Annotated in this window: 18 protein-coding genes and 1 pseudogene; 12 read left to right on the plus strand and 7 right to left on the minus strand. The window is 69.6% G+C overall.

Annotated elements, in window-relative coordinates; translation table 11 throughout:
• Positions 1-23: 23 nt before the first annotated feature.
• From ADL01_RS00725 to ADL01_RS00740, 4 genes are all read right to left on the minus strand, one after another.
• Positions 24-1,451 carry a methylaspartate mutase gene (locus tag ADL01_RS00725; RefSeq protein WP_053739856.1) on the minus strand — a complete coding sequence of 476 codons (1,428 nt, stop codon included), beginning with the start codon at positions 1,449-1,451 and terminating at the stop codon, positions 24-26.
• Positions 1,448-1,909, minus strand: coding sequence for a cobalamin-dependent protein (locus ADL01_RS00730; RefSeq protein WP_053739857.1), 462 nt, complete (start codon positions 1,907-1,909; stop codon positions 1,448-1,450). The genes ADL01_RS00725 and ADL01_RS00730 overlap by 4 nt, the downstream gene beginning before the upstream one ends.
• A 43-nt stretch (positions 1,910-1,952) precedes the next feature.
• Entirely contained in the window at positions 1,953-3,167 is a 1,215-nt protein-coding gene (locus tag ADL01_RS00735) for a fatty acid desaturase (RefSeq protein ID WP_053739858.1), read from the minus strand.
• A 307-nt stretch (positions 3,168-3,474) separates the two neighbouring features.
• Entirely contained in the window at positions 3,475-4,761 is a 1,287-nt protein-coding gene (locus ADL01_RS00740; RefSeq protein WP_053739859.1) for an MFS transporter, read from the minus strand.
• A gap of 780 nt (positions 4,762-5,541) precedes the next feature.
• Here ADL01_RS00740 and ADL01_RS00745 point away from each other — a divergent pair.
• The 9 genes from ADL01_RS00745 to ADL01_RS00785 all read left to right on the plus strand — a co-directional run bounded on the left by ADL01_RS00745 (position 5,542) and on the right by ADL01_RS00785 (position 15,362).
• Positions 5,542-6,288, plus strand: a complete 747-nt coding sequence (locus ADL01_RS00745) for an SDR family NAD(P)-dependent oxidoreductase (protein WP_053739860.1) — start codon at positions 5,542-5,544, stop codon at positions 6,286-6,288.
• Between the two features lie 80 nt (positions 6,289-6,368).
• Positions 6,369-6,707 carry a YciI family protein gene (locus ADL01_RS00750; protein WP_053739861.1) on the plus strand — a complete coding sequence of 113 codons (339 nt, stop codon included), beginning with the start codon at positions 6,369-6,371 and terminating at the stop codon, positions 6,705-6,707.
• 1 nt (position 6,708) lies between these two features.
• Positions 6,709-8,070, plus strand: coding sequence for a PLP-dependent aminotransferase family protein (locus ADL01_RS00755; protein ID WP_053739862.1), 1,362 nt, complete (start codon positions 6,709-6,711; stop codon positions 8,068-8,070).
• A complete protein-coding gene (locus ADL01_RS00760) occupies positions 8,070-9,347 on the plus strand; it encodes an ATP-grasp domain-containing protein (RefSeq protein WP_053739863.1) in 1,278 nt (425 codons plus the stop codon). Before ADL01_RS00755 ends, ADL01_RS00760 begins: the two co-directional genes overlap by 1 nt.
• 80 nt (positions 9,348-9,427) lie before the next feature.
• Positions 9,428-10,537, plus strand: a complete 1,110-nt coding sequence (locus tag ADL01_RS00765; RefSeq protein WP_053739864.1) for an LLM class flavin-dependent oxidoreductase — start codon at positions 9,428-9,430, stop codon at positions 10,535-10,537.
• Between the two features lie 101 nt (positions 10,538-10,638).
• On the plus strand, positions 10,639-12,318 hold the full coding sequence (locus tag ADL01_RS00770) for a GH3 family domain-containing protein (RefSeq protein ID WP_053739865.1): 1,680 nt from the start codon (positions 10,639-10,641) through the stop codon (positions 12,316-12,318).
• Entirely contained in the window at positions 12,315-13,199 is an 885-nt protein-coding gene (locus ADL01_RS00775) for an alpha/beta fold hydrolase (RefSeq protein ID WP_053739866.1), read from the plus strand. The genes ADL01_RS00770 and ADL01_RS00775 overlap by 4 nt, the downstream gene beginning before the upstream one ends.
• Positions 13,189-14,439, plus strand: coding sequence for a mandelate racemase/muconate lactonizing enzyme family protein (locus ADL01_RS00780; protein WP_063783425.1), 1,251 nt, complete (start codon positions 13,189-13,191; stop codon positions 14,437-14,439). Before ADL01_RS00775 ends, ADL01_RS00780 begins: the two co-directional genes overlap by 11 nt.
• A 68-nt stretch (positions 14,440-14,507) precedes the next feature.
• Positions 14,508-15,362, plus strand: coding sequence for an FAH family protein (locus ADL01_RS00785; protein ID WP_053739867.1), 855 nt, complete (start codon positions 14,508-14,510; stop codon positions 15,360-15,362).
• A 28-nt stretch (positions 15,363-15,390) separates the two neighbouring features.
• On the opposite strand, the gene mnmA is transcribed toward ADL01_RS00785, so the two are convergent.
• Positions 15,391-16,515: a tRNA 2-thiouridine(34) synthase MnmA gene (gene mnmA / locus ADL01_RS00790; protein WP_053739868.1), complete on the minus strand. Its 1,125-nt coding sequence runs from the start codon at positions 16,513-16,515 to the stop codon at positions 15,391-15,393.
• 60 nt (positions 16,516-16,575) lie between these two features.
• Between mnmA and ADL01_RS00795 the strand changes: the two genes are divergently transcribed.
• Both ADL01_RS00795 and ADL01_RS00800 read left to right on the plus strand, forming a co-directional pair.
• Complete coding sequence (locus tag ADL01_RS00795; RefSeq protein ID WP_234354441.1) at positions 16,576-17,313, plus strand: N-acetylmuramoyl-L-alanine amidase; 738 nt, start codon at positions 16,576-16,578, stop codon at positions 17,311-17,313.
• A 230-nt stretch (positions 17,314-17,543) separates the two neighbouring features.
• The gene (locus ADL01_RS00800; RefSeq protein WP_053739915.1) at positions 17,544-19,058 is read left to right on the plus strand and encodes a multicopper oxidase family protein; all 1,515 of its coding nucleotides are present in this window, start codon (positions 17,544-17,546) and stop codon (positions 19,056-19,058) included.
• Positions 19,059-19,090: 32 nt separating this feature from the next.
• On the opposite strand, the gene ADL01_RS00805 is transcribed toward ADL01_RS00800, so the two are convergent.
• Positions 19,091-20,254, minus strand: coding sequence for a cysteine desulfurase family protein (locus tag ADL01_RS00805; RefSeq protein ID WP_053739869.1), 1,164 nt, complete (start codon positions 20,252-20,254; stop codon positions 19,091-19,093).
• Positions 20,255-20,444: 190 nt separating this feature from the next.
• Between ADL01_RS00805 and ADL01_RS00810 the strand changes: the two genes are divergently transcribed.
• On the plus strand, positions 20,445-20,879 hold the full coding sequence (locus ADL01_RS00810; RefSeq protein WP_078960244.1) for an IclR family transcriptional regulator: 435 nt from the start codon (positions 20,445-20,447) through the stop codon (positions 20,877-20,879).
• Between the two features lie 85 nt (positions 20,880-20,964).
• Here ADL01_RS00810 and ADL01_RS00815 read toward each other — a convergent pair.
• Positions 20,965-21,126 (minus strand): annotated as a pseudogene (locus tag ADL01_RS00815) (glyceraldehyde 3-phosphate dehydrogenase NAD-binding domain-containing protein); the annotation flags it as partial.
• Positions 21,127-21,146: the final 20 nt, after the last annotated feature.

Below are 21,146 nucleotides of genomic sequence, written 5' to 3' on the forward strand. Positions count from 1 at the left end.
CCGTGCGGTGGTATGTGCTCAGCTCATGACGGGGACACGGGGGCCTGCGTGACAGGAGCCTGCGGGGCGGAGTTCTCCGCCACGGCCTCCCTCGCTGCGCCGGCGCCGGTGCTCTCGCCGAAGATGCCGAGGAAGTAGTTGATGTCGGAGGTCAGCCCCTTCACCATGTCCCCCAGCCGGGACTCCCCACCTGCGGCGAGGCTCTGTTCGTGGTGCCTGCGGGTGCGGTCGGAGAACGGCAGTGATCCCGTGGCGAAGTAGCGTATGGCACCGTCGCCCGCGCGGCGCGGAATGATCGCCGAGCGTGCCGAGCGGCTGGCGCTGAACGGTATGTCGAGCCGTCCTTCCTCGAACGCGACCGGAATCTCCTTGTGGAGATCGGCGGTTGAGAGAATGGGCTCGACGATCTCGGCCACCTCCCGCAGGATCCACTCCAGTTCGGTGCCGATGCGGTCCTCATCGAGCGTGATGAAGTCCAGGAGCGGTGAGTTGGCGCGCGAGGCGAGCAGCAGCCCGTCGATGTTGGCGCGGGTGTCGGGGATGCCGTGCGCCTCCTGGTAGGTCTTGCTGATCAGCTTGCTCGCGCCGCCGAGCCGGGCCACGAGGGCGCCGTAGAGGATGAGGTCCTCGGCGTGCGGCCGTTGCTTCGGGAACACACCCATGAACTCGTGCAGTACGGCGTGGACTTCGAGGCCGGTGGGAAGGTACCGGGCCGCGAGTTCGGGGATGGCCCGCAGTGCGGCCACGTCCTGCTCGAAGTGGCCGCCCTGCGGATACGCCACCGAGATGCACCGCACCCCTTCGCGCGCCGCCGCCACCGCCTCCAGGACGCTGATCGCCAGCGAGATGGACGGCGGGACGAGTACGGCGGTCAGGGTGCCGAACGTCTCCCGGTCCACCACCAGTCCGTGCCGGGCGAGTTCACCGCACCGGGCGTCCACGTCCCGCCAGGCGGCGAGGGACTCGGCGAGCGGGATGTCCTTGCAGTACGGCAGGTTGTACGAGATCCCGCCGCCCTCGAACGAGGTGATGCCGGACGCCACCGTCACCTCGAACAGCAGCCGCGCGTCGGGCGTCCCGTGCCGTATCTCCAGCGGCGCGGCCACCGCCTCGTTGAGCTGACGCCCTCTCACCCAGCCGTGGGTGACCAGCGGATACCCGTTCAGGTCGGCGGGGTTGCGCTCGAGCACCCGGCGGGCTGTGTCGAACTGCTTCAGCCGGGTGTAGGAGTCGATGGTGAGCGTGAGGATGTCGGGCCGGGCGTGCCGTTCCAGGTCCTGGAGCAGCGTCGTCATCTGGGCGTGCGAGCCGACCCCGCAGCGGGGTTGCAGCGCGAGCCGACCCGCCGCCCGCGCGTCCCGCAGCACATCGGCGACGGTTGGTTTCCCCAGCTGTCGTACGTAGGCCACGGAGTCGGCGAGTTCGGGGATCGGCGGACCGGTCTCGCTCATGACGCGGCGACCGGGGCCGCCGCCGGGACGCGGGTCCTCAACTCGTCCAGTGCCTGCGGGAGTTCGTCCAGGTCGGTCAGGACGACGTCGACGCCGAGCGCGTACAGCCGCTCGTGGTCGGCGGCGCCCTTGTAGCTGCCGACGGACAGGTTGCCGCCGAGGATCACCGGGCAGCGCAGGCGACCGGCGGCGCGGGCCGCGGGCAGGTCGTGGAGGTCGCCGTGGGCGTGTCCGTTGAGACTGCCGATGATCACCGCCTCGGCCTCGGGGTGTTCTGCGTACGCTTCGGCGAATTCGGCCACCGAGGTGCAGGCGCCGAGATTGACGACCTGGAATCCTTCGGCGCGCAGTGCGTGGGCGATGAGGTGATTGGCCACGACATGACTGTCGCTGGCCGCTACACCGAGAATGACCGTGCGCGTCTGTGTCGCTGATTCTTGTTCTTTGGTGTGCTGCATGGCGAGCCCCCGGGAACTTCGGACGGAATCGTGGGAAGAATGTTCAGTCGTCGAATGCGGCGAACAGTTCCCTTTTACTGACCTCACGCAGCCGCGCGACATTGAATTCCTCCGGATCGGCCGCGGAAAGCGAGTCGAAGACCAGGTTGATCGCGGGCACGAGACCCCAGGCATGGGAATAGGGCGGCCAGCCGGGGCTGCCCTTTTCCAGGTCCGCCTGGCGTTCGAAAATATAGTTCGCCCACTGGGGAGTGGACGGATACCGGTGATGGAAGTCGTGGACGACCGTGTCGCCGGTGAGGACGAGATAACGCGCCGGAGCGTGCACGAACAGCATGCGCAGGGACCACACTCCCCAGGCGGCTGCCCGGCGCAGCGGCGGCAGTTCGGCGACGGGTGCCGCCTCGCCGATGAAGATGGCGTTGGTGAGGCCGCCGAAGTACTCCTTGCCGCGCCGGACGGTGAGCTCGCGGCCCGGGAAAGTGTGCTTGACGCACAGCCGCAGGGTGTTGCTGATCTGGAAGAGCGGGATCAGCGGAACGAACCAGACGATCAGCAGGGCCGGCCAGGTCCCGGTCAGCACGGTGGCCGCGATCACGGTCGAGTAGAGGGCGAGGAAGGTCGCCTTCTCGGTCCGCGCCGAGCCGTGCCAGAACGAACGGGCGCGTGCCACCAGGAAGTTCAGGTGGAACCAGGGTGACACCAGCTTGCCGAGGACGCGCCGCCACATCTGCCGGCGGGTCATCCCGGGGTGCAGGTCGAGGCTGACCAGGAAGGCCTGGACGGTGGGGTCGCGCAGCGTCATGTGGTGGGCGGCGTGGTGGTCGCTGACGTGCTCGCGGCTGTAGCGGACGAAGTTCTGGATGACCAGCACGCTGGAGGTGAGCCGGCCTATCGCGGTGTCCAGGCGTCGTCTTCGGTACATGTTCCGGTGGGAGCACTGGTGGTAGATCATCATGCGCAGGTTGCGCATGCCGTGCAGGGTGACGGCCCAGCCCGCGGGCACCAGCAGCAGCCAGGCGCCGCCCAGACCCAGTCCGGTAATGCCGGCGGCGACGCCGAGAGCCATGGAGAGATACGCCGTCAGAAGATGAAATCCGGGCGTCCACCAGGACAGGGAAGCCTGTCCAGGTAATGCCTTTCCAGTAAAAAGGGTGAGTGGGTACTGAGTGAACCGGGGCAGGGCACGCATGGTTTCGCGGGGATCTGAGTAATCCGCAATGCCTTCGGTCCGGTAGCCACTGTCGATGGCTGCCATCGCACTCCTCTAGGTCAGGGATCTGAGGTGCCTGATAGGCGATCGCCCTGTCGGACGGTCGGGGATATCGGCACACGAAAGGTCTGTGACTGGGTGCGTGGTTGATCCTGACAGGCGGTCACCCGCAAGGTCAACCAGTTATCGAGAAACTGAACGAAAAACGGGGCGAAAAAAGGGGACGAAAAACGGAGTGCGTCACGACCGATCACCCATCGGACGGCCGACCGCACAGGCCAGGCAAATGTCAGATGAATAGCAGGACAGCCACTCGGCGGTGAAATCGGAAATACGTCAGCCGTGCGCGAATTCACGCGGGCGTGACGGGCGCGTCCTGGGTGTGCGGTGGCTCCGGCTCGGGCACGGGGTCGGGCAGGACCCTGCGGGCCCGGACCGGCGAGAGGAAGACGGGCAGGAAGGCCGTCGACACGAACACGCCGCCCACCCACAACGTGGCCTGGACCCCGACGAGTTCACCGAGCACACCGGAGATGGCGGCACCGACCGCCAAGGCGCCCGTCAGCAGGAACCGGAACGTCGCGTTCATCCGGCCGAGCAGCGAGCCGGGGGTCATCCGCTGCCGCAGACTGACCCCGAGCACGTTGTCCATGCCCACCTTGAACATGGCCAAACACCACCCGGCGCCCGCGAGAATCAGCCACGGCCCCCGGTCGACCAGCGGCACGAGCAGCCCCGCCGGGGCCAGACACACCCCGGCCAGACCGAGCGTACGGCCGAATCCCAGCCGGGCGGCGATGGGCCGCGCGCTGCGGGCGCCGATCAGCAGACCGATCCCGCCGGCCCCCCAGAACAGGCCCAACGCGAAGCTTGGAAGGCCGAGTTCGCGGACGAACCAGATCGGCAGCATGGTGTTGATGACGGACGAGCCGAGGTTGGCGAGGGCCGCGGTGAGCACCAGTGCCCGCAGCTCCGGGTTACGGAAAACATGCCGTACGCCCTCGGCGATCTGGGCACGCAACCGGTTGCCCGCCCCGTTTTTCGCCCCGGTGGGCGGCGGGGTACGCCGGATCGCGATGAGCCCGAGCCCGGAGGCCAGATAGGTGCCGGCCGAGACGAGCACGGCCGCGGGTGCGGTGAGCAGCGAGACCAGGCCGCCGCCCGCGCTGCGGCCCAGCACGTTGCCGGCGGCGATCAGCGTGTTGATGTCGGCGTTGGCCTGAACTAGCGCTTCTTTGCCGACCAGTTGGGGCAGCACGCTCTGTGAACCGACGTCGAAGAACACGGTCGCGCACCCGCTGAGCAGGACGACCGCGTAGAGCTGGGCCAGGGTGAGCGCGTCCAGCCACCAGGCCAGCGGCACAGAGGCGTAGAGCAGCGCGCGGCACAGGTCGGCGGCGATCAGCACCCGGCGGTGACTGAGCCGGTCCACCCAGGCCCCGGCCGGCAGGCCGATGACCAGGAAGGCGATCGTGCTCAGGGTGGCGAGGGCGCCGACCTGGCCGGGTCCGGCGTCCAGCGCGGCGACGGCGACCAGAGGTACGGCAACGTAGCTGACATTGCTGCCCAGTTGACTGAGCGCGGATGCGGTGAACAGCGTGCGGAAGTCGGCTGTCCGCCATGGGGAGTCGGGTCGCATGATCCGTTCGTCCGGTGGGGTCGGTGAAGGCGGAAGGAGAGGCGCTCGGCAGGGCGGAAGCAGGTGGGGGGCTCCCTGAGCCCTGGGGCGACAGGCCCTACGGGCGCGAGAGGCCCTACGGGCGCGGCTGGCCCGGCCGTGGCGCGGGCCGTCGTGCGGCCGGGTCGGCAGGGTGTGCCGGTGGTCCTGACGCGCCCCAACAGAATGGCGCGATGCCACGCCTTCTTGGCCGGAAAACACCCGCCAGAAGATTGTTCATCCTTGCCCCCGTTCCGCTTCTTCCTCTTCGGGATGGCCGAAGACCACCCCTGGAGGATGCCGCCGGAACCCGTTCGCTTCCCAGGATCCCGACGTCATTTCATCGACTGTTCACAGTAGTTGGCCGTGCCATGGAGCATACTTCCGACGTGCTCGGACGACCGGCGGACAGTAGCCGGTCGGCACGGTCCGAGCGCAAGGATCTCCGGTTTGTGCGTGTCACGGCAAGCGGGCGACGGAATTTCCGTAACTCGTTGACAACGACCGAAGACAGATGTGATCGTCTTGGAGGTGCCGAGGGGGCGGCCACCCTTCTGTGCCAGTTAGTTGCGTACGTCGGAGCGACACCGCGACCCGTACTTGCGACACAGCACACACCGTTTGCGACACAGCACACACCATGCCACCCGCAGCCCGATGACGATTCGGGCCGATTGGCGTGGGGTTCTACCGAGCTTCCCTCACCAGGACCCTGCTCGTTCAGGGTCGCCGACTTCAGTAAAGTTTGGGTGAAAAGCAAAAGTGACTGCTCGTACCGCGCTCTTGATCGGTGCCGCCGGGGGAATTCTCTCCGAGGTGGCCAGGGGTCTCGCGAAGGAAGGCCACTCACTCGTCCTCTTCGACAGGAACGAGGAGACGGTCACCCGCCTGGCCGATGAACTCTCCGAGCTGACGAAGACCGAGGCGGTGGTCGGTGACATCACCGACATCGAGGCCGCCGAGCGGCAGTTGGCCGAGATCGTCGAGCGGCACGCGCCGTCCGTTCTGGTGAACGGTGTCGGCGGCGACACCCGGGTCATCGGCTACGCGGATCTCGACCGCGGCCATTTCGAACAGACCCATCTGGAGAACGTGATCAGCACCTGGATCGCGGTCAAGGTCTGCGCACCCCGGATGGCCGCGGACGGATATGGCCGGATCGTCAACTTCGCCTCGGCTGGCGGGCGTACATACAGCCACTTCAACAACGCCGCGTACGTCGGCGCGAAGGCCGCCGTGATCGGGATGACCAAGCAGCTGGCGTACGAACTGGCCGGCACCGGAGTGGTCGCGAACGTGGTCGCCCACGGGCCGATCGCCACCGACCGGGTCGCCGGCGCCTTCGAACGCCGTACCGAGGAGTCGAAGAAGGACGTCCTGGGGCGGCTGCCCATGGGGCGCTACGGCACGGTCGCCGAGGCTGTCGGCAGCGTGCTGCACCTGTGCTCCGAGAGCGCCGGCTACTCCACGGGAGCCGTGATCGACATCAACGGCGGCCTCTACATGTGACCTGTTCACGGGCGGATCCGTGACCTTCCGGCGCAGCGCGCTACGCGCGTTGTCCCGATTCCCACTGCAAGGAGCTGGGTGTGGCGAAGTTTGTCGTCGAATTCGAGTACAACGTCGACCGGGCCGGCCGCCAGGGCCTGCATCCGGCACATGCCGAGAACCTCTACCGGCTGGCCGACAAAGGTGTCCTGCTGCTCGGCGGACCACTCGTCGGCGAGAACTCGGGACTCCTCGTGTACGAGGTGGAGACCCGCGATGAACTGCAACGGATCCTCGACGACGAACCCTATGTCAAGGGTGGCCTGGTGGCCCGTACGCGCATTCAGGAATGGGCGCCCGGCAAGGGAAGCTGGATCACCGCGTTGAACAACTCGGGAAATGCCGCGAAGGAAGTTCCGGCCGTTGAGGGAGCCCACTGATATGTCCGTCACGACCGAGTCCACCGAAACCATCACGGCTCTGGGGACCGACATCCCGGTGTCTTTCGCCCTCGAATCCCTGCACGCCGGAATCGTCGATCCGGGCATGGACTCCATGCGGATCCTCAGCGAGACGGCACTGCGTTTCCCCGACGCGCTCTCCTTTTCCTCGGGAGCGCCCTACGACGGAAACCATGATCTGGCCAATCTCACCTTCTACACCGAGCGCTATATCAAGCACCTGCGCGACAAGGGCGTCCCCGAACAGCGCATCACGCGGCTGATGTTCCAGTACGGGCCCGTCAACGGCCTGATCCAGGACGAGGTCGCCCTGATGCTGAAGCAGGATGAGGGCATCGACGTCCCGCCCGAGGCGATCATGATCACCCACGGCTTCCAGGAGGCCGCCCTGGTCGCCCTGCGCGGCCTGTTCGCCTCCCCGGACGACGTGCTGCTGTCGGTTTCCCCGGCGTACGTCGGCATCCTGGGAGCCGCCCGGATGCTGGACATCCCCGTACGGGGCGTCCTGGAGGGCCCTCAGGGTCTCGACCCGGAGACGGTGCGCGCGGCGGCCCGTGCCGTGCGCGCCGAGGGACGCCGGCCGGCCGCTCTCTATCTGGTGCCGGACTTCTCCAACCCGTCGGGCTCGGTGTTGCCGCTCGCCGCGCGGGAACGCCTGCTGGAGGTGGCCGCCGAGGAGGACTTCATGATCCTCGAGGACAACCCCTACGGGCTGTTCGCGCGGGACGGCGAGTCGATGCCCACCCTGAAGTCCCTCGACTCCCGTGGCCGGGTGCTGTATCTCGGCTCGTTCGCGAAGTCGGCGTTCCCGGGCGCCCGGCTCGGCTATCTGGTCGCCGACCAGGAGGTCACCGACGCCGGCGGCACCACGCGTACGCTGGCCCAGACCCTGTCCAAGGCCAAGGCGATGTACAGCGTCGGCTCCTCCACCCTCTCGCAGGCCGTGATCGGCGGTTTCCTGGTGGAGCAGGGCTACGATCTACGGTCCGCGACGCGGGAGTTGGCGGCCGTCTACCTGGAACGGCTGGACGCGGTACTGGCCGCGCTGGCCGAGGAGTTCCCCGCCGGCGGCGATCACGGCGTCACCTGGAACACCCCGCGCGGCGGTTTCTTCCTGACCCTGAAGGTGCCGTTCACCGCCGACCTGACGGCCATGGAGCGCTCCGCCCGTGATTTCGGGGTGAGTTGGGCGCCGATGAGCATGTTCTACCTCGAAGGCGGCGGCGACCGCGAGATCCGGCTCGGCTTCAGCAACCTCGCTCCCGACCTGATTCGGGAAGGCATCGCCAGGCTGGCACGCTTTGTCGCGGACACTCCCCGCGACATACCCGGAGGACAGTAATGAGCACCACATCAGACAGCCCAACTCCAGTCGCTCCGACTGCCGTTGTGGTCGACGGCTACGGAGCCGGCAACTTCTACCCCGCCGCGTTCAACGCCCTCGGCGCCCGGGTGGTCCATCTGCAGACCACGGCCGAGCTGATGCCGACGATGCTCGCGCCGAACCTGACGGCGTACGAGGACAACATCGTGAGCCCGGACGCGGCCAAGCAGGCCGAGCTGGTGGGCGCGCTCTCGCCGGTCGCCGTGGTGCCGGGGCAGGAGTTCGCGGTGGCGGCGGCCGACCGGGTCAGTGAGGTGCTCGGGGTGAAGTCCAACGGCACCGCGCTCACCCCGGCCCGCCGGGACAAGTACGAGATGATCGAGACGCTGCGCCGCGCGGGGGTGCGCTGCGCCGATCAGTTCAAGAGCGACGACGCCTCGCTGATCGTCAAGTGGGCTGAGGACCACGGCAGTTGGCCGGTCGTGGTGAAGCCCCTCGACTCGGCCGGCTCGGACTCGGTGTTCGTGTGCCGCAACGCCGGTGAGGTGCGCGGCGCCGCCGAGACGATCCTGGCCGGCGGGACCCTGTTCGACGTCGCCGTCACCACGGAGGCGCTGGTCCAGTCGTATCTGAAGGGCACCGAGTACATCGTCGACACGGTCAGCGCGGACGGCCACCAGTATGTGTGCGGGGTCTGGGAGTACGAGAAGACGCTGCTGCCGACCGGCCGGAACATCTACAACCGGGACATCCTCGTGGCCCCGGACGCCGACCCCGTGCCCGCCCTGATCAGCTACGTCACCGAGGTCCTCGCGGCGCTCGACGTGCGCTGGGGGCCGACGCACGCGGAGGTCATCGTCACGGACGAGGGCCCGGTGCTGGTGGAGATCGCCACCCGCCTCAACGGCAACCTGAACCCGGTCTTCCACGACCTGTGCCTGGGCCACAACCAGGCGCAGCTGTCGGCGCTGGCGTACCTCCGCCCGGAGGAGTTCGTCCAGCGGTACGGCGGCGGGGTGTACCGCAAGCTCCAGTCCGGCTACACGTACAACGCGCCCACCGCGCTGGACGGCGTCGTGACGGCCGTGGACCAGGACGCCGTGGCGGCGATCGAGGCGCTGTCCAGCACCGTCGTCACCGGCGTCAAGTACCGTCCCGGCTCCCGTATCCGGCCCACGGCCGACCTGATGACGGCTGCCCTGCGGATCTGTCTGACCTCGCCCGACGACGACCGGCTGACCGCCGACTACGAGCGGGCGAAGGAGCTCAAGGACGCGGTCTACCAGGTGAACTGACGAACCGTCGGACCACCCGCTTATCGGGCCGGTCCGGCGTGCTCAGCCCGCGTACTCAGTCCCAGGGGGAGGATTCGAGAGTGCACAGCCGCATGGGCCTGTTCCTTTCGCCCGTTCACGAGACGGGTCAGGATCCGCATCTGGCGATCCACCGCGACCTCGAGCTGGTGGAGCTCGCCGACCGGCTCAACTTCGACGAGGCCTGGTTCGGCGAGCACCACACGCTGGGCTGGGGGCTGGTCGGCGCCCCGGAGACCCTGATCGCCGCCGCGAGTCAGCGGACCCGGCAGATCAAGCTGGCCCACGGGGTGGTGCCGCTCTCCGGGCACCACCCCTTCCACGTGGCCAGCAGGGCCGTACATCTGCACCACCTCACCCGGGGCCGCTACCTCCTGGGGGTGGGCCCGGGGGTGCCGTTCGACGCCGCGATGTTCGGGCTGGACGGCACGAAGCAGCGCGAGCGGCTGGCCGAGGCGCTGCCGACGCTACTCGAACTCGTCAACGGCGAGGAACCGGTCACGCAGCGCACCGACTGGTTCCAACTGGTCGACGCCAGGCTCCAGTTGCCCCGCTTCGGCCCCGACCCGATCGAGGTGGCGCTGGCCACCTCCGGCACCTCGGTGAGCAGTCCCCGGCTGATCGGCCGGTACGGGCTGAGCATGACCTCGTTCGCGCTGCCCTTCGGACTGCCGGCGAAGGGCGCCTCGGAACACCTGGGCCTGGCCCAGCAGTGGAAGCACGCCGAGGAGGCGGCCGACGAGTACGGGCGGACCGTGCGCCGCGAGGACTGGCGCATCGCCCTTCCGGTCCATGTCGCCGAGACCCGCGCCCAGGCCTTCGCCGAGGTCCGCGAGGGCTACGACCGCTGGGTCTTCGACTACTTCGGCCGGATCTGCGGACGGGACGTCCTCGCGCCCGGCGCCGACCGCAGCAGGGCGCTGGAGGACCGGGTGGCGGCGGGCGGCGCGCTGGTCGGTTCGGTCGACGACGTGGTGGCCGGAATCCGATGTATGCAGGAGGCGACCGGCGGTTTCGGCACGCTCCTCGTGTACGTCGCCGACTGGACGTCGTACGAGAACACCGATCGCAGTCTGGGCCTGCTGGCCCGGCAGGTGGCCCCGCGGATCAACGGTGCCGCCGCCCGCCCGCAGGAAGCCGTCGACCGGGCGGTCGCACGACGGGGCCGGTGACCGGCACCCGAACAGCGTTCACATCTGACGGTGTCGTCCCGGAGAACCCGGCGACGACGCCGCCCGAATCGAGCCAACAAGCCGAGGGAGAAGCTGAAGTCGTGGGCGGTTCGTACTGGCAAGAGCACTGGAACACGCGTCGCGTCCCCTTCCAGGAGGAGTGCCGGCGGGCCCGGGCGGCGCTGCTGGCCGACCTCGGGGACCCGGCGGCCACCCAAAGGCGGGTCCTCGCGGACGTCGTCGAACTGTGCCGGGACTCCCTGCACTGGAAGGAGCGCGGCTACGACACGGTCGGCGCCGACGACAAGAGTTTCCGGGACACCCTCCCGGTCCGGCGCTACGACGACTTCGCGGCCGAGATCGACCGCGAGACCCGGACCAAGGGCGGTGTCCTGTCCTGCAGCCCGGTCCTGCGCTGGCTGAAGACGAGCGGCACGACCGGCGCGCCGAAGCGCGTCCCGTACACCCTGCACTGGCTGCTGAACTACCGGGTCCCGGCGATGCAGGCCATGTGGGGAACGTATCTGGACCTCCACCCGGCGCTCCTCGACCATCCGTACGCCACCTTGGACACCCAGACGGTCCACGAGAACGTCGACGACTTCCTGTACGGCGTCCAGTATCAGGCGATCAGCAACCGGCACCCGCGGATCAACAGCCGTGACTGGAACCCGCCGTGGTCGGCGGCGCCCTGGTTCGGCGTGGAGGCGCCGACCTCGCACACGGGCCGGATGTACCACCGCATCCGCCATTTCGTGGGCCGACGGCTGGAGTTCATCACCGCGATCAACCCCAGCACCCTCATCTCGCTGCGCGACCTGATCGCCGAGCACGGCCGAGACCTGGTGCGTGACCTGGCCGCCGGCACCATGGAGGGGCGACCGTACGGCGATCCCGACCCCGAGGCCGCCGCGCATCTCCAATCGGTGCTGAACCAGGGCGAGTTCACCCTCAAGGACGTATGGCCCTCGCTGGGCGCCTACAGCTGCTGGCTGTCCTCCTCCGCCGGGCTCTACCGGTCGAAGCTGGACGCGGTGTTGCCCGGGGTGCGCGCGATGCCCTTCATGAGCTGCGGGACGGAGGGGGTCACCACGCTCCCGGTCGACCCCTCGCTCGACAGCCAGCCGCTGGCGGTCAACCAGGCGTTCTTCGAGTTCGTACCGGCGGAGGTCGAGCTGGGCAAGCTGCTGGACGCGGGTGAGCGGGTCGAGACGCTGCTGTTCGACGAGGTCGAGGCGGGTCGCGACTACCACCTGATCATGACGCAGGCCAACGGCCTCTACCGGCTGTGGAGCGGTGACATCTACCGCGTCGACCGGGTCGCCGACGGCGTCCCGTGGATCCACTTCGTGCACCGCGACGGTGTCTTCCACTCCTTCACCGGCGAGAAGATCACCGAGGCCCAGGTCACCCAGGCGGTGGAACAGGCGCTGGCCGCGTACGGCATCGAGGGCGGCCTCTATCTCTGCGGGCCCCGCTGGGGCGAGCCCCCGCACTACCTCATGGTCGGCGAAGTACCGCACCCCAGCCCCGAGTTGGACCACCGGCTGTCCGACGCAGTGGACCGGGCGCTCGCCACCATCAACATCGAGTACGCCAGCAAGCGCACCAGCGGACGCCTCGGCCCGCTGGAGTTCCACACCGTGGGCCACGACACCATCGCCGCGTACACCGAGTCCCGGCGTCAGCGCGGCAACACCACCCAGTACAAGTACAGCCCCTTCCAGAAGGACACCGATTTCGTCGCCGACCTGGTCGGCGGGGCGGGAGTATCCCGGTGATCGAGACCAAGAGGCCGCCGCAGAACGTACGTCGGGAGATCATCACGCTCTCCGTGGGCGGCACCGACCTCGCGCTGCATCTGTGGCGTCCGCGCGGGGAGACCAAGGGCGCGGTCTTCTACTTCCACGGACTGCAGTCCCACGCGGGCTGGCTGTGGGAGGTGGGGCCGCAGTTCGCCGACAACGACATCGCCTTCTTCGTACTCGACCGGCGCGGCAGCGGCATCAGCGGCGGCGAGCGCCAGGACGTGCCGGACGTCGGCACGATCCTCGCGGACTACGTCACCGCGATCGCCCATGTCCGTGAACTGATCGGCGACGACGTCCCGTTGACCCTGTTCGGGCACTGCCTGGGCGGTTCCTTCCTGGCCGCCCTCCTCCACCATCCCGACTTCGCCGTCCGCTACGACGCCACCGTCTTCTGCTCGACCTGGCTGGGCCGGCTGCACGCGGTGCTCGGCGACGAGGAGCGGGCGGCGCTGGCCGCCGAGACCGGGACGGAGCCGTGGGACGCCGGGCTGAGGTCGGCGGACTTCACCGACGATCCGCGCTACCGGGAGTTCATCGACAACGACGACCTCGCGGCCCGCACCCTGACGCGCCGTTCACGAGCGGTCCTGCTGGCCCTCGAAGAGCTCTACCTCTCTCCTGACCGTCCTCAACTCCCGGACGTACCGGCCGCGTTCGTGTCCGGGCTGACCGACCCGATCGTCGATCTCGACGCGACCCGCGAGGTCTTCCAGGACCTGTTCTGCGACGGCGGTCTTCTCGTCCAGTTCCCCACCGACCGGCACTATCTCTTCTACACGGACGTCAGCCGCAGCCTGGTCGACTGGACGTCCACGCACACCCTGTTGCAGGGGCTGGACCGTGGCGTCTGAGGCGCGGCTGTACCGGGTGGCGCTGCCGATGCGCGTCGGCTTCGACCACCCGGCGGCCCGCCGCCGCACCAGCGACAGCCTGGTCCTGCGCCTGAGCGTCGACGACGCGACCGGCATCGGGGAGTGCGCGCCCCGCTCGTACGTCACCGGCGAGACGACCGACAGCGTGACGGAAGCACTCCAACGTGTGCCGCTGCACGCCCTGTTCGGCCGTCTGCGCACGACACCACCGGCGGACCTCGCCGACCGACTCCGCGCCGACGGCTTCGAGTCGACGTTCCCCGAACTGTTCACCCACACCCTGGGGGCCGCGCCCGGCACCAACCTGGTGTGCCTGCTGGAGACGGCCGTACTGGATCTGCTGTGCCGTCAGCTGACCGTCCCTGTAGGTGAGTTGCTGTATCCGGGGGGTGCCGAGCTGCTGTCCCTGCCGGTCTCCCAGGTGCTGGATCTGAGCATCGGGGTCGAGGAGTTCCTCGACACGCGCGGGCCCTTCCACTTCGTGAAGGTGAAGGCATCCGACGACATCGAGCGGGACGTCCGCACGGTGGCCGCGATCAGGCACCGGCTCGGCGCGGACGTGCCGGTGATGGTGGACGCCAACATGAGCTGGACGCCCCGGACGGCCGCGCCGTACGCGCGCCGGCTGCGCGAGGCCGGCGTGGACCTCGTCGAGGAACCGCTCCCCCGCCGCTCCTGGGCCGACCTGCGTGCGCTGCGCCGGGCGACGGGCGTCCGCGTCCTGCTCGACGAGTCGGTGTGCACGGCGGCGGACGCGCGTGCCGCGGTGGCCGCCGGGGCGTGCGACGCGGTGAACGTCCGGGTGTCCAAGAACGGCGGGCTGCTCGCCTCGGCCCGGCTGACCGAGTACGCCCGTGCCGAGGGCCTCGGTTTCCAGATCGGCGTCCAGGTCGCCGAGACCGGCCCGCTGATCAACGCGAGCAGGGCGCTGGCGCTGCGCACCCCCGGCGCCCTGACCGTCGAGGCCGGCCAGTCCGACCGCTTCTTCGCGGAGACCGACGCGATTGTGGCTCCGCGGCCGGTCGTGGACCGCCGTACCAACACGATCGCCCCGTTCCAGGGGCCCGGGTTCGGCCTGCGCCTGACCGAGGAGGCAGCGCGCTGGACTGCTCTGACCTGGACGGACAGCAGGTCGTGGCTGCCTGTTGCCTCCGGCCTGGGGCAGTTTGTCGGCAGCCGGCCGGTGGGGGCCGATCGCGCAGTTCCCCGCGCCCCTTGAGGGCTGCGCCCATCAAGGGGCCCGGTCTCGTCCCCCATGTCATCAGTTCCGCCGAGAGGAGAGCATCCATGACCGTCCTATTCGAATGCGTGTACGAAGGTGAGCGGTACGTCGGGTTGGGCGAGCCCGAGGACACCGCCCTCACCCTCTTCCCCCTCGCCGGCGCCGACCCGCGTGCCGCGGTCCTGGCGGCCGACGGCGACGTCCCCGCCCTGCTCGCCGCGCTGACCGAGGGCCGCGAGCCGGTGACCGCGGCCGTGACCGACGTACGCTTCCGGCCCCCGCTGCTGCCCGACTCGGTCGGGGACGCGCTGGTCAGCGGGTTCATGGCCACCCACAACGTGAAGGCGGACTCCGGGGCGCCGACTCAGCCCAACTGGTTCTTCAAGGGGCTGGGCGAGGTCCTGAAGGTCTCCGGCGAGCCGCTGCGCGTGCCGCAGGACGCCCTCGCGGTGACCGAGGAGGCCGAGGTCGTCCTCGTGTACGTCGGTGACGCGGACGGCGCTCCGAAGTACGCCGGGTACACCTTCGGCAACGACCTCACCGACATCGGCCGGTTCAAGCGGCACGCGGGGCATCTGTCGTACGCGAAACTGTGCGACGCGGGCGTGGCCCCCTACCTCTTCCTGGGCACCCCGCCGCAGCAGGTCACCGGGCAGGTCACCATCGAGCGGGACGGGGAGCAGGCCTGGCGGGGGCCGTTCGCCACCGGGGTGAAAGCGCTGCACTACGGGCTGCGGGACATGACGGCCGGGCTCTTCGCGAACGCGTCGCTGCTGCACCCCGGCCGCGTGCACTACGTCTACCTCGGCGCGGACCGCAGCAGCTTCCACCACGGCTTCACGATGGCCGACCGCGACCGCGTGACGATCGAGTTCGCCACCCACGGGGTGACGCTGTCCCATCCCCTGCACTGGGGCTGAGCACGGCGAGCGGCGGTCGTACGACGGCTCAGACCGCGCCCGCCGTGACCCGGTTCGTCGTGGCGATCGTCGCCGAGCCGACGACGCGCGTGCCGTCGTACAGGACGATCGCCTGGCCCGGCGCCACCCCGCGTACGGGCTCGGTGAACGTGACCTCCAGGCGGCCGTCGACGAGTTCGGCGCTGACCTCGGTCTCGCCGCCGTGGGCGCGCAGCTGGGCGGTGTAGGTGCCGGGGCCGGTGGGGGCCGCGCCGCACCAGCGGGGGCGGATCGCGGTGAGCGCGTCGACGTCGAGGGCGGCGGCCGGGCCGACCGTCACCGTGTTGTTCACCGGGGAGATGTCGAGGACGTAACGCGGCTTGCCGTCGGCGGCCGGGGTGCCGATGCGCAGGCCCTTGCGCTGGCCGATGGTGAAGCCGTACGCGCCCTCGTGCGTGCCGATCTTCGCGCCCGACTCGTCGACGATGTCACCCTCCGCGCGGCCGAGGCGGCCTGCCAGGAAGCCCTGGGTGTCGCCGTCGGCGATGAAGCAGATGTCGTGCGAGTCGGGCTTCTTGGCGACCGCGAGACCGCGCCGCTCGGCCTCCGCGCGGATCTCGTCCTTCGTGGTGAGGGTGTCGCCGAGGGGGAACATGGCGTGAGCGAGCTGCCGGTCGTCGAGCACCCCGAGGACGTACGACTGGTCCTTGGCCATGTCGGAGGCGCGGTGCAGCTCGCGCGAGCCGTCCTCGTGCGTGATCACCTGCGCGTAGTGGCCCGTGCAGACGGCGTCGAAGCCGAGGGCGAGGGCCTTGTCGAGGAGCGCGGCGAACTTGATCTTCTCGTTGCAGCGCAGACACGGGTTGGGGGTGCGCCCGGCCTCGTACTCGGCGACGAAGTCGTCCACCACGTCCTCGCGGAAGCGCTCGGCGAGGTCCCACACGTAGAAGGGGATGCCGATGACGTCGGCGGCGCGGCGGGCGTCACGGGAGTCCTCGATGGTGCAACAGCCACGCGCGCCCGTGCGGAACGACTGCGGGTTCGCGGACAGGGCGAGGTGGACGCCTGTCACGTCGTGGCCGGCTTCCGCCGCACGGGCGGCGGCTACGGCGGAGTCCACGCCGCCGGACATGGCGGCCAGTACGCGGAGGGGCTGCTGCGAGGTCTGAGTCATAACCCCTCCAGGGTACGGGGCGCCGGGAACCGGGGCGCGCGAGTATCCGTTCTCGCTGACATGGAGGAAACACAGGCTCGGCGGGACACCGCTCGCGGCCTTTCGCGCGATGTCCCCCAGCAGTCGCGCAGCGAGGGCCTCACCAGGGCGTCGCGGGACGGCGACCGGCGGATCGGGCGGCGCGCGCTGCTCATCGGCGGGGCGGTGGCCGCCGTCGCCACGGGCGTGCTCGCGCGCGGTGAGCTGGGGCATCTGTGGTGGCGGGTGCCAGGGGTGTCGAAGCCGCGCAAGGAGGGTGACGTCGACTACGTGGGCGCACGCTGGGTGGCGGCCTCGGCGGCGAACTGGCGGATGGCGGACCGGCCCGACGACTACGACGTGGACCTGGTGATCATCCATGTCACGCAGGGCAGCTACGCGAGCGCGGTGAAGGTCTTCCAGGACCCGGACCACGGAGCGGCGGCGCACTACATCGTCCGCGAGGACGGGCGGATCACGCAGATGATCCGCGAGCTGGACGTGGCGTTCCACGCGGGCAACCGGGAGTACAACGAGCGGAGCGTCGGGATCGAGCACGCGGGCTTCGTGGAGCGGCCCGAGGACTTCACGGACGCGATGTACGCGGCCTCGGCGCGGCTGACGGCGAGGGTCTGCGCGCGGTACGGCATACCCGTCGACCGGGAGCACATCATCGGGCACGTGGAGGTGCCGGGCACGGACCACACCGATCCCGGGCCGGGCTGGGACTGGAAGAAGTACCTGCGGCTCGTCGAAGAGGCGACCAGGGCCCCCGCCTGAGACCCCCATGCGTCTTGGTGACGTGCGTCATGCGTGCGCGACACCGTGAGCAATTCGGGTGTGTCGGCCGCCCCGATGTGTCCCACGCCCCGAAGGTGACCCGCGCATCCCCAATCCCGCCTCGCCGTAGGGGAGTCGGCGTACACGCCGATCGCACAGCCCCCGGTGCGCGCTCCCATTTCCGCCCCGGTCTTTACACAGGGCTTAGCCCAGCGGTCCAAGCCATGACCATGACCCACACCACAGATCCGGCCGACGACACGAACAAGCGGGCGAAGAGCCTGAGCGGCAGGGGCCTGCACCGGCGCAAGTTTCTCGGCGGCTTGGCCGGCCTCGGCCTGGGCGCCGTGGCGGCGGGCGGGTCCTTCGGGCTGATGACCGCCGGGGGGCGCAAGGCCAGCGCGGCGACGAGGACGCGCCCGCTGCCCGTCCCTGACCTCCTGGAGGGCACCGCCGCCCTCGGCACCACCACCTTCACCCTGGAGGCGAAGAGCGGCACCAGCGAGGTGATCCGCGGTGTCAGCAGCACCACCGCCGGCTACAACGGGTCGTTCCTCGGCCCGACCCTGAAGTGGACCACCGGCGAGAAGGTCAGGCTGAACGTCACCAACCGCCTCGCCGAGGAGACCTCCGTCCACTTCCACGGCGCGCACGTCCCGCCCAGGATGGACGGCGGCCCGCAGAACGCCTTCGCCGCCGACGCCACCTGGGCCCCCACCTTCACCGTCCTGGACGAGGCCAAGACCCTCTGGTACCACCCGCACGCCCTGGGCACCACGGCCAAGCAGTCCTCCCGGGGACTGGCCGGGATGATCATCGTGGCGGACGACTCCCCCGCCTCCGCCGCCCTGCCCAGCGACTACGGCGTCGACGACATACCGCTCGTCTTCCAGTGCCTGGCCGTCTCCGCCTCGGGCGACATCAAGTACGACCAGCCCGGGTACCTCGCCTCCGGCCTCCGGTTCCCGGTGCTGGTCAACGGCGCCAACGTCGACGCCACCACACTCACCTTCGATGCCACCAGGACCCGCAACCGCTTCCGGGCGCTCAACGCCTCACCGTCGGACATCATCACCCTGCGGCGCCGCGACGGCGGCAAGCTGACCCAGATAGCCACCGACCAGGGGTATCTGACGAAGGCGACCGAGGTGGACACCATCCGGCTGGTGGCGGGCGCCCGCGCCGAGTTCACCATCGACGTCACCGAGGACGTCATGCTGCAGGCCGTCATCACGACCGGCTGGATCCGCGGCGGCTCCGGCACCTACGACGTCCTCACCGTCGCCGCGGGCGGCGACGACACCCCGGACGACCTGCCGCGCCGCCTCAGGACCATCGAGCGGTACGACACCACCGACTTCACGGCCCGCACCATCACGCTCGGGAACACGGGTCAGGCGATGACCATCAACGGTTCGGCCGGACTGACCATGGACGGCATGGCCATGATCAGTACCACGCTGGGCGCCAAGGAGATCTGGACGATCGCCAACCACTCCCAGCTAGAACACTCGTTCCACCTGCACGACGTGCCCTACCAGATCGTCGCGATCAACGGGTCGCCTCCGACGGGGGTCGAACTCGGCTGGTACGACACGTACGAGGTCGTCGGCGGCGGCTCGATCACGATCGCCATGGAGTTCACCGACTTCGCCGACGACACCTACATGTACATGCTCCACTGCCATCTGCTGCAGCACGAGGACCAGGGCATGATGGCGTCCCTGATGGTGACGGAGAGCTAGCCAGTCGGTCGGGCGGCGCGAGCGGCGCGGCGTTACGCCAGGCCCGCCGCGCGCGCCCGCTCCACCACCGGGGCGATGACCTTGGCGACCGCCTCGACGTCGGCCTCCGTGGAGGTGTGGCCGAGGGAGAAGCGGAGGGTGCCGCGCGCCAGGTCCGGATCGGTGCCGACGGCGAGGAGGACGTGGCTGGGCTGAGCCACCCCGGCGGTGCAGGCGGACCCGGTGGAGCACTCGATGCCCTGGGCGTCGAGCAGCAGGAGCAGGGAGTCGCCCTCGCAGCCCGGGAAGGTGAAGTGGGCGTTGGCCGGGAGGCGGTCCACGGGGTCACCGCCCAGGATCGCGTCCGGAACCGCCGTACGGACGGCCGTCACCAGGGCGTCGCGCAGGGCGCCGATCTCCCGGGCGAACCAGCCCTGCTGCTCGGCGGCGAGCCGTCCGGCCACCGCGAAGGAGGCGACGGCCGGCACATCGAGGGTGCCGGACCGAACGTGCCGTTCCTGCCCGCCGCCGTGCAGCACGGGTACGGGGCTGTACTCGCGGCCCAGCAGCAGCGCGCCGATGCCGTACGGGCCGCCGATCTTGTGGCCGGAGACGGTCATCGCGGCGAGCCCGGAGTCGGCGAAGGAGACGGGCACCTGACCGAAGGCCTGTACCGCGTCGGCGTGCAGCGGAACCCCGAACTCGCCTGCCACATCGGCGAGTTCACGCACCGGCAGGATCGTGCCGATCTCGTTGTTGGCCCACATCACAGTGGCCAGGGCCACGTCGTCGGGGTTGCAGGCGACTGCCTCGCGCAGGGCGTCGGGGTGGACGCGGCCGTACGGGTCGACCGGGAGGTACTCGACGACGGCGCCCTCGTGCTCGCCGAGCCAGTGCACGGCGTCGAGGACGGCGTGGTGCTCGACGGGGCTGGCGAGGACGCGGACGCGGGCCGGATCGGCGTCCCGCCGGGACCAGTACAGGCCCTTGACGGCGAGGTTGTCGGCCTCGGTGCCGCCCGAGGTGAACACGACCTCGCTGGGCCGGGCACCGAGCGACTCGGCGAGCGTCTCGCGGGCCTCCTCGACCGTACGTCTGGCTCTGCGGCCGGCCGCGTGGAGCGAGGAGGCGTTACCGGTGACGGCCAGTTGCGCGGTCATTGCCTCGACCGCCTCCGGAAGCATCGGGGTGGTCGCGGCGTGGTCGAGGTATGCCATGGTGCCGTGATTCTACGGCGCCCCGGTGACCCGCCCGTGGCCGGAGGCCGTGCGCCCGGCGTCCATGTGAAGTACGCCCACATCACGGCGGCAATTCCTGCACGTCCGCTGCGGGCAAACGCCCCTTGAGCCGCAGCCAGGCCTATTACGCTTTTCAAGCACTATTCGGACTCACTGAATGTGGGTAGGAATGACGGTTCAGTCCGTTCAGCGCGCCGCTCGCATCCTGCATGAGCTGGCGACTGCGGGCCCTCGCCTGGGCGTCACGGACCTCGCTGACCGGATCGGTGTCTCGAGGCCCACGGCGCACGCCCTGCTGCGCACCCTCGAGGCCGAGGGTCTGGTGCGCCAGGAGAAGGAGACCAGCAAGTACCTCCTGGGCCCTGCCCTGCTGCGGCTCGGCAACTCCTTTCTGGAGACCCAGGAGTTGCGGTCCCGGTCGGTCGCCTGGGCCGACACCCTGGCCGAGCGCATTGGCGAGGCGGTCTGGGTCGCCGTGCTCGACGGCCGCCTGCGGACCGGGAGCGGCACGCCGTCGCCGTACGCGAGGTGGCGACGCAGCTCTCCCGGGAGCTCGGGGCCGGCCGGGCGTGGCCTGGCGCATCTCGGACTGAACGCCGGCTGACTCAGGCCCGCCGGCGCCCGCCAGCCACAACGACAGTGCCCCGTGCGACGTTTCAGGTCGCCGCACGGGGCACTGCTCGTGACCGGCGCCGGTCAGTGCTGTCGTGGGTGAGCAGATGCGCGAGGGACTTCGCGTCGGTGAGGTCGTTCGCCGCCACGATGTCGAGGTCGGCTCCCTGGGCGAGCGCCGCCCTGAGAAAACCGCGGCCGATGCGGCCGAACCCGTTGACGGCGACCTTGATGCTCATGATTGCTTCGTCTCCTTCTC

Origin of the sequence: Streptomyces sp. NRRL WC-3618 (assembly GCF_001280005.1) — a bacterium.
In the GTDB taxonomy this organism is placed as follows: domain Bacteria; phylum Actinomycetota; class Actinomycetes; order Streptomycetales; family Streptomycetaceae; genus Streptomyces.

What these genes read in the sequence shown, in the direction of transcription:
- ADL01_RS00810 (WP_078960244.1), top strand. Translation starts at nt 20,445, where the DNA reads ATGACGGTTCAGTCCGTTCAGCGCGCCGCTCGCATCCTGCATGAGCTG.
- ADL01_RS00785 (WP_053739867.1), top strand. Translation starts at nt 14,508, where the DNA reads ATGACCGTCCTATTCGAATGCGTGTACGAAGGTGAGCGGTACGTCGGG.
- ADL01_RS00760 (WP_053739863.1), top strand. Translation starts at nt 8,070, where the DNA reads ATGAGCACCACATCAGACAGCCCAACTCCAGTCGCTCCGACTGCCGTT.
- ADL01_RS00805 (WP_053739869.1), bottom strand. Translation starts at nt 20,254, where the DNA reads ATGGCATACCTCGACCACGCCGCGACCACCCCGATGCTTCCGGAGGCG.
- ADL01_RS00800 (WP_053739915.1), top strand. Translation starts at nt 17,544, where the DNA reads ATGACCCACACCACAGATCCGGCCGACGACACGAACAAGCGGGCGAAG.
- ADL01_RS00755 (WP_053739862.1), top strand. Translation starts at nt 6,709, where the DNA reads ATGTCCGTCACGACCGAGTCCACCGAAACCATCACGGCTCTGGGGACC.
- ADL01_RS00740 (WP_053739859.1), bottom strand. Translation starts at nt 4,761, where the DNA reads ATGCGACCCGACTCCCCATGGCGGACAGCCGACTTCCGCACGCTGTTC.
- ADL01_RS00735 (WP_053739858.1), bottom strand. Translation starts at nt 3,167, where the DNA reads ATGGCAGCCATCGACAGTGGCTACCGGACCGAAGGCATTGCGGATTAC.
- ADL01_RS00795 (WP_234354441.1), top strand. Translation starts at nt 16,576, where the DNA reads ATGGAGGAAACACAGGCTCGGCGGGACACCGCTCGCGGCCTTTCGCGC.
- ADL01_RS00725 (WP_053739856.1), bottom strand. Translation starts at nt 1,451, where the DNA reads ATGAGCGAGACCGGTCCGCCGATCCCCGAACTCGCCGACTCCGTGGCC.
- mnmA (WP_053739868.1), bottom strand. Translation starts at nt 16,515, where the DNA reads ATGACTCAGACCTCGCAGCAGCCCCTCCGCGTACTGGCCGCCATGTCC.
- ADL01_RS00730 (WP_053739857.1), bottom strand. Translation starts at nt 1,909, where the DNA reads ATGCAGCACACCAAAGAACAAGAATCAGCGACACAGACGCGCACGGTC.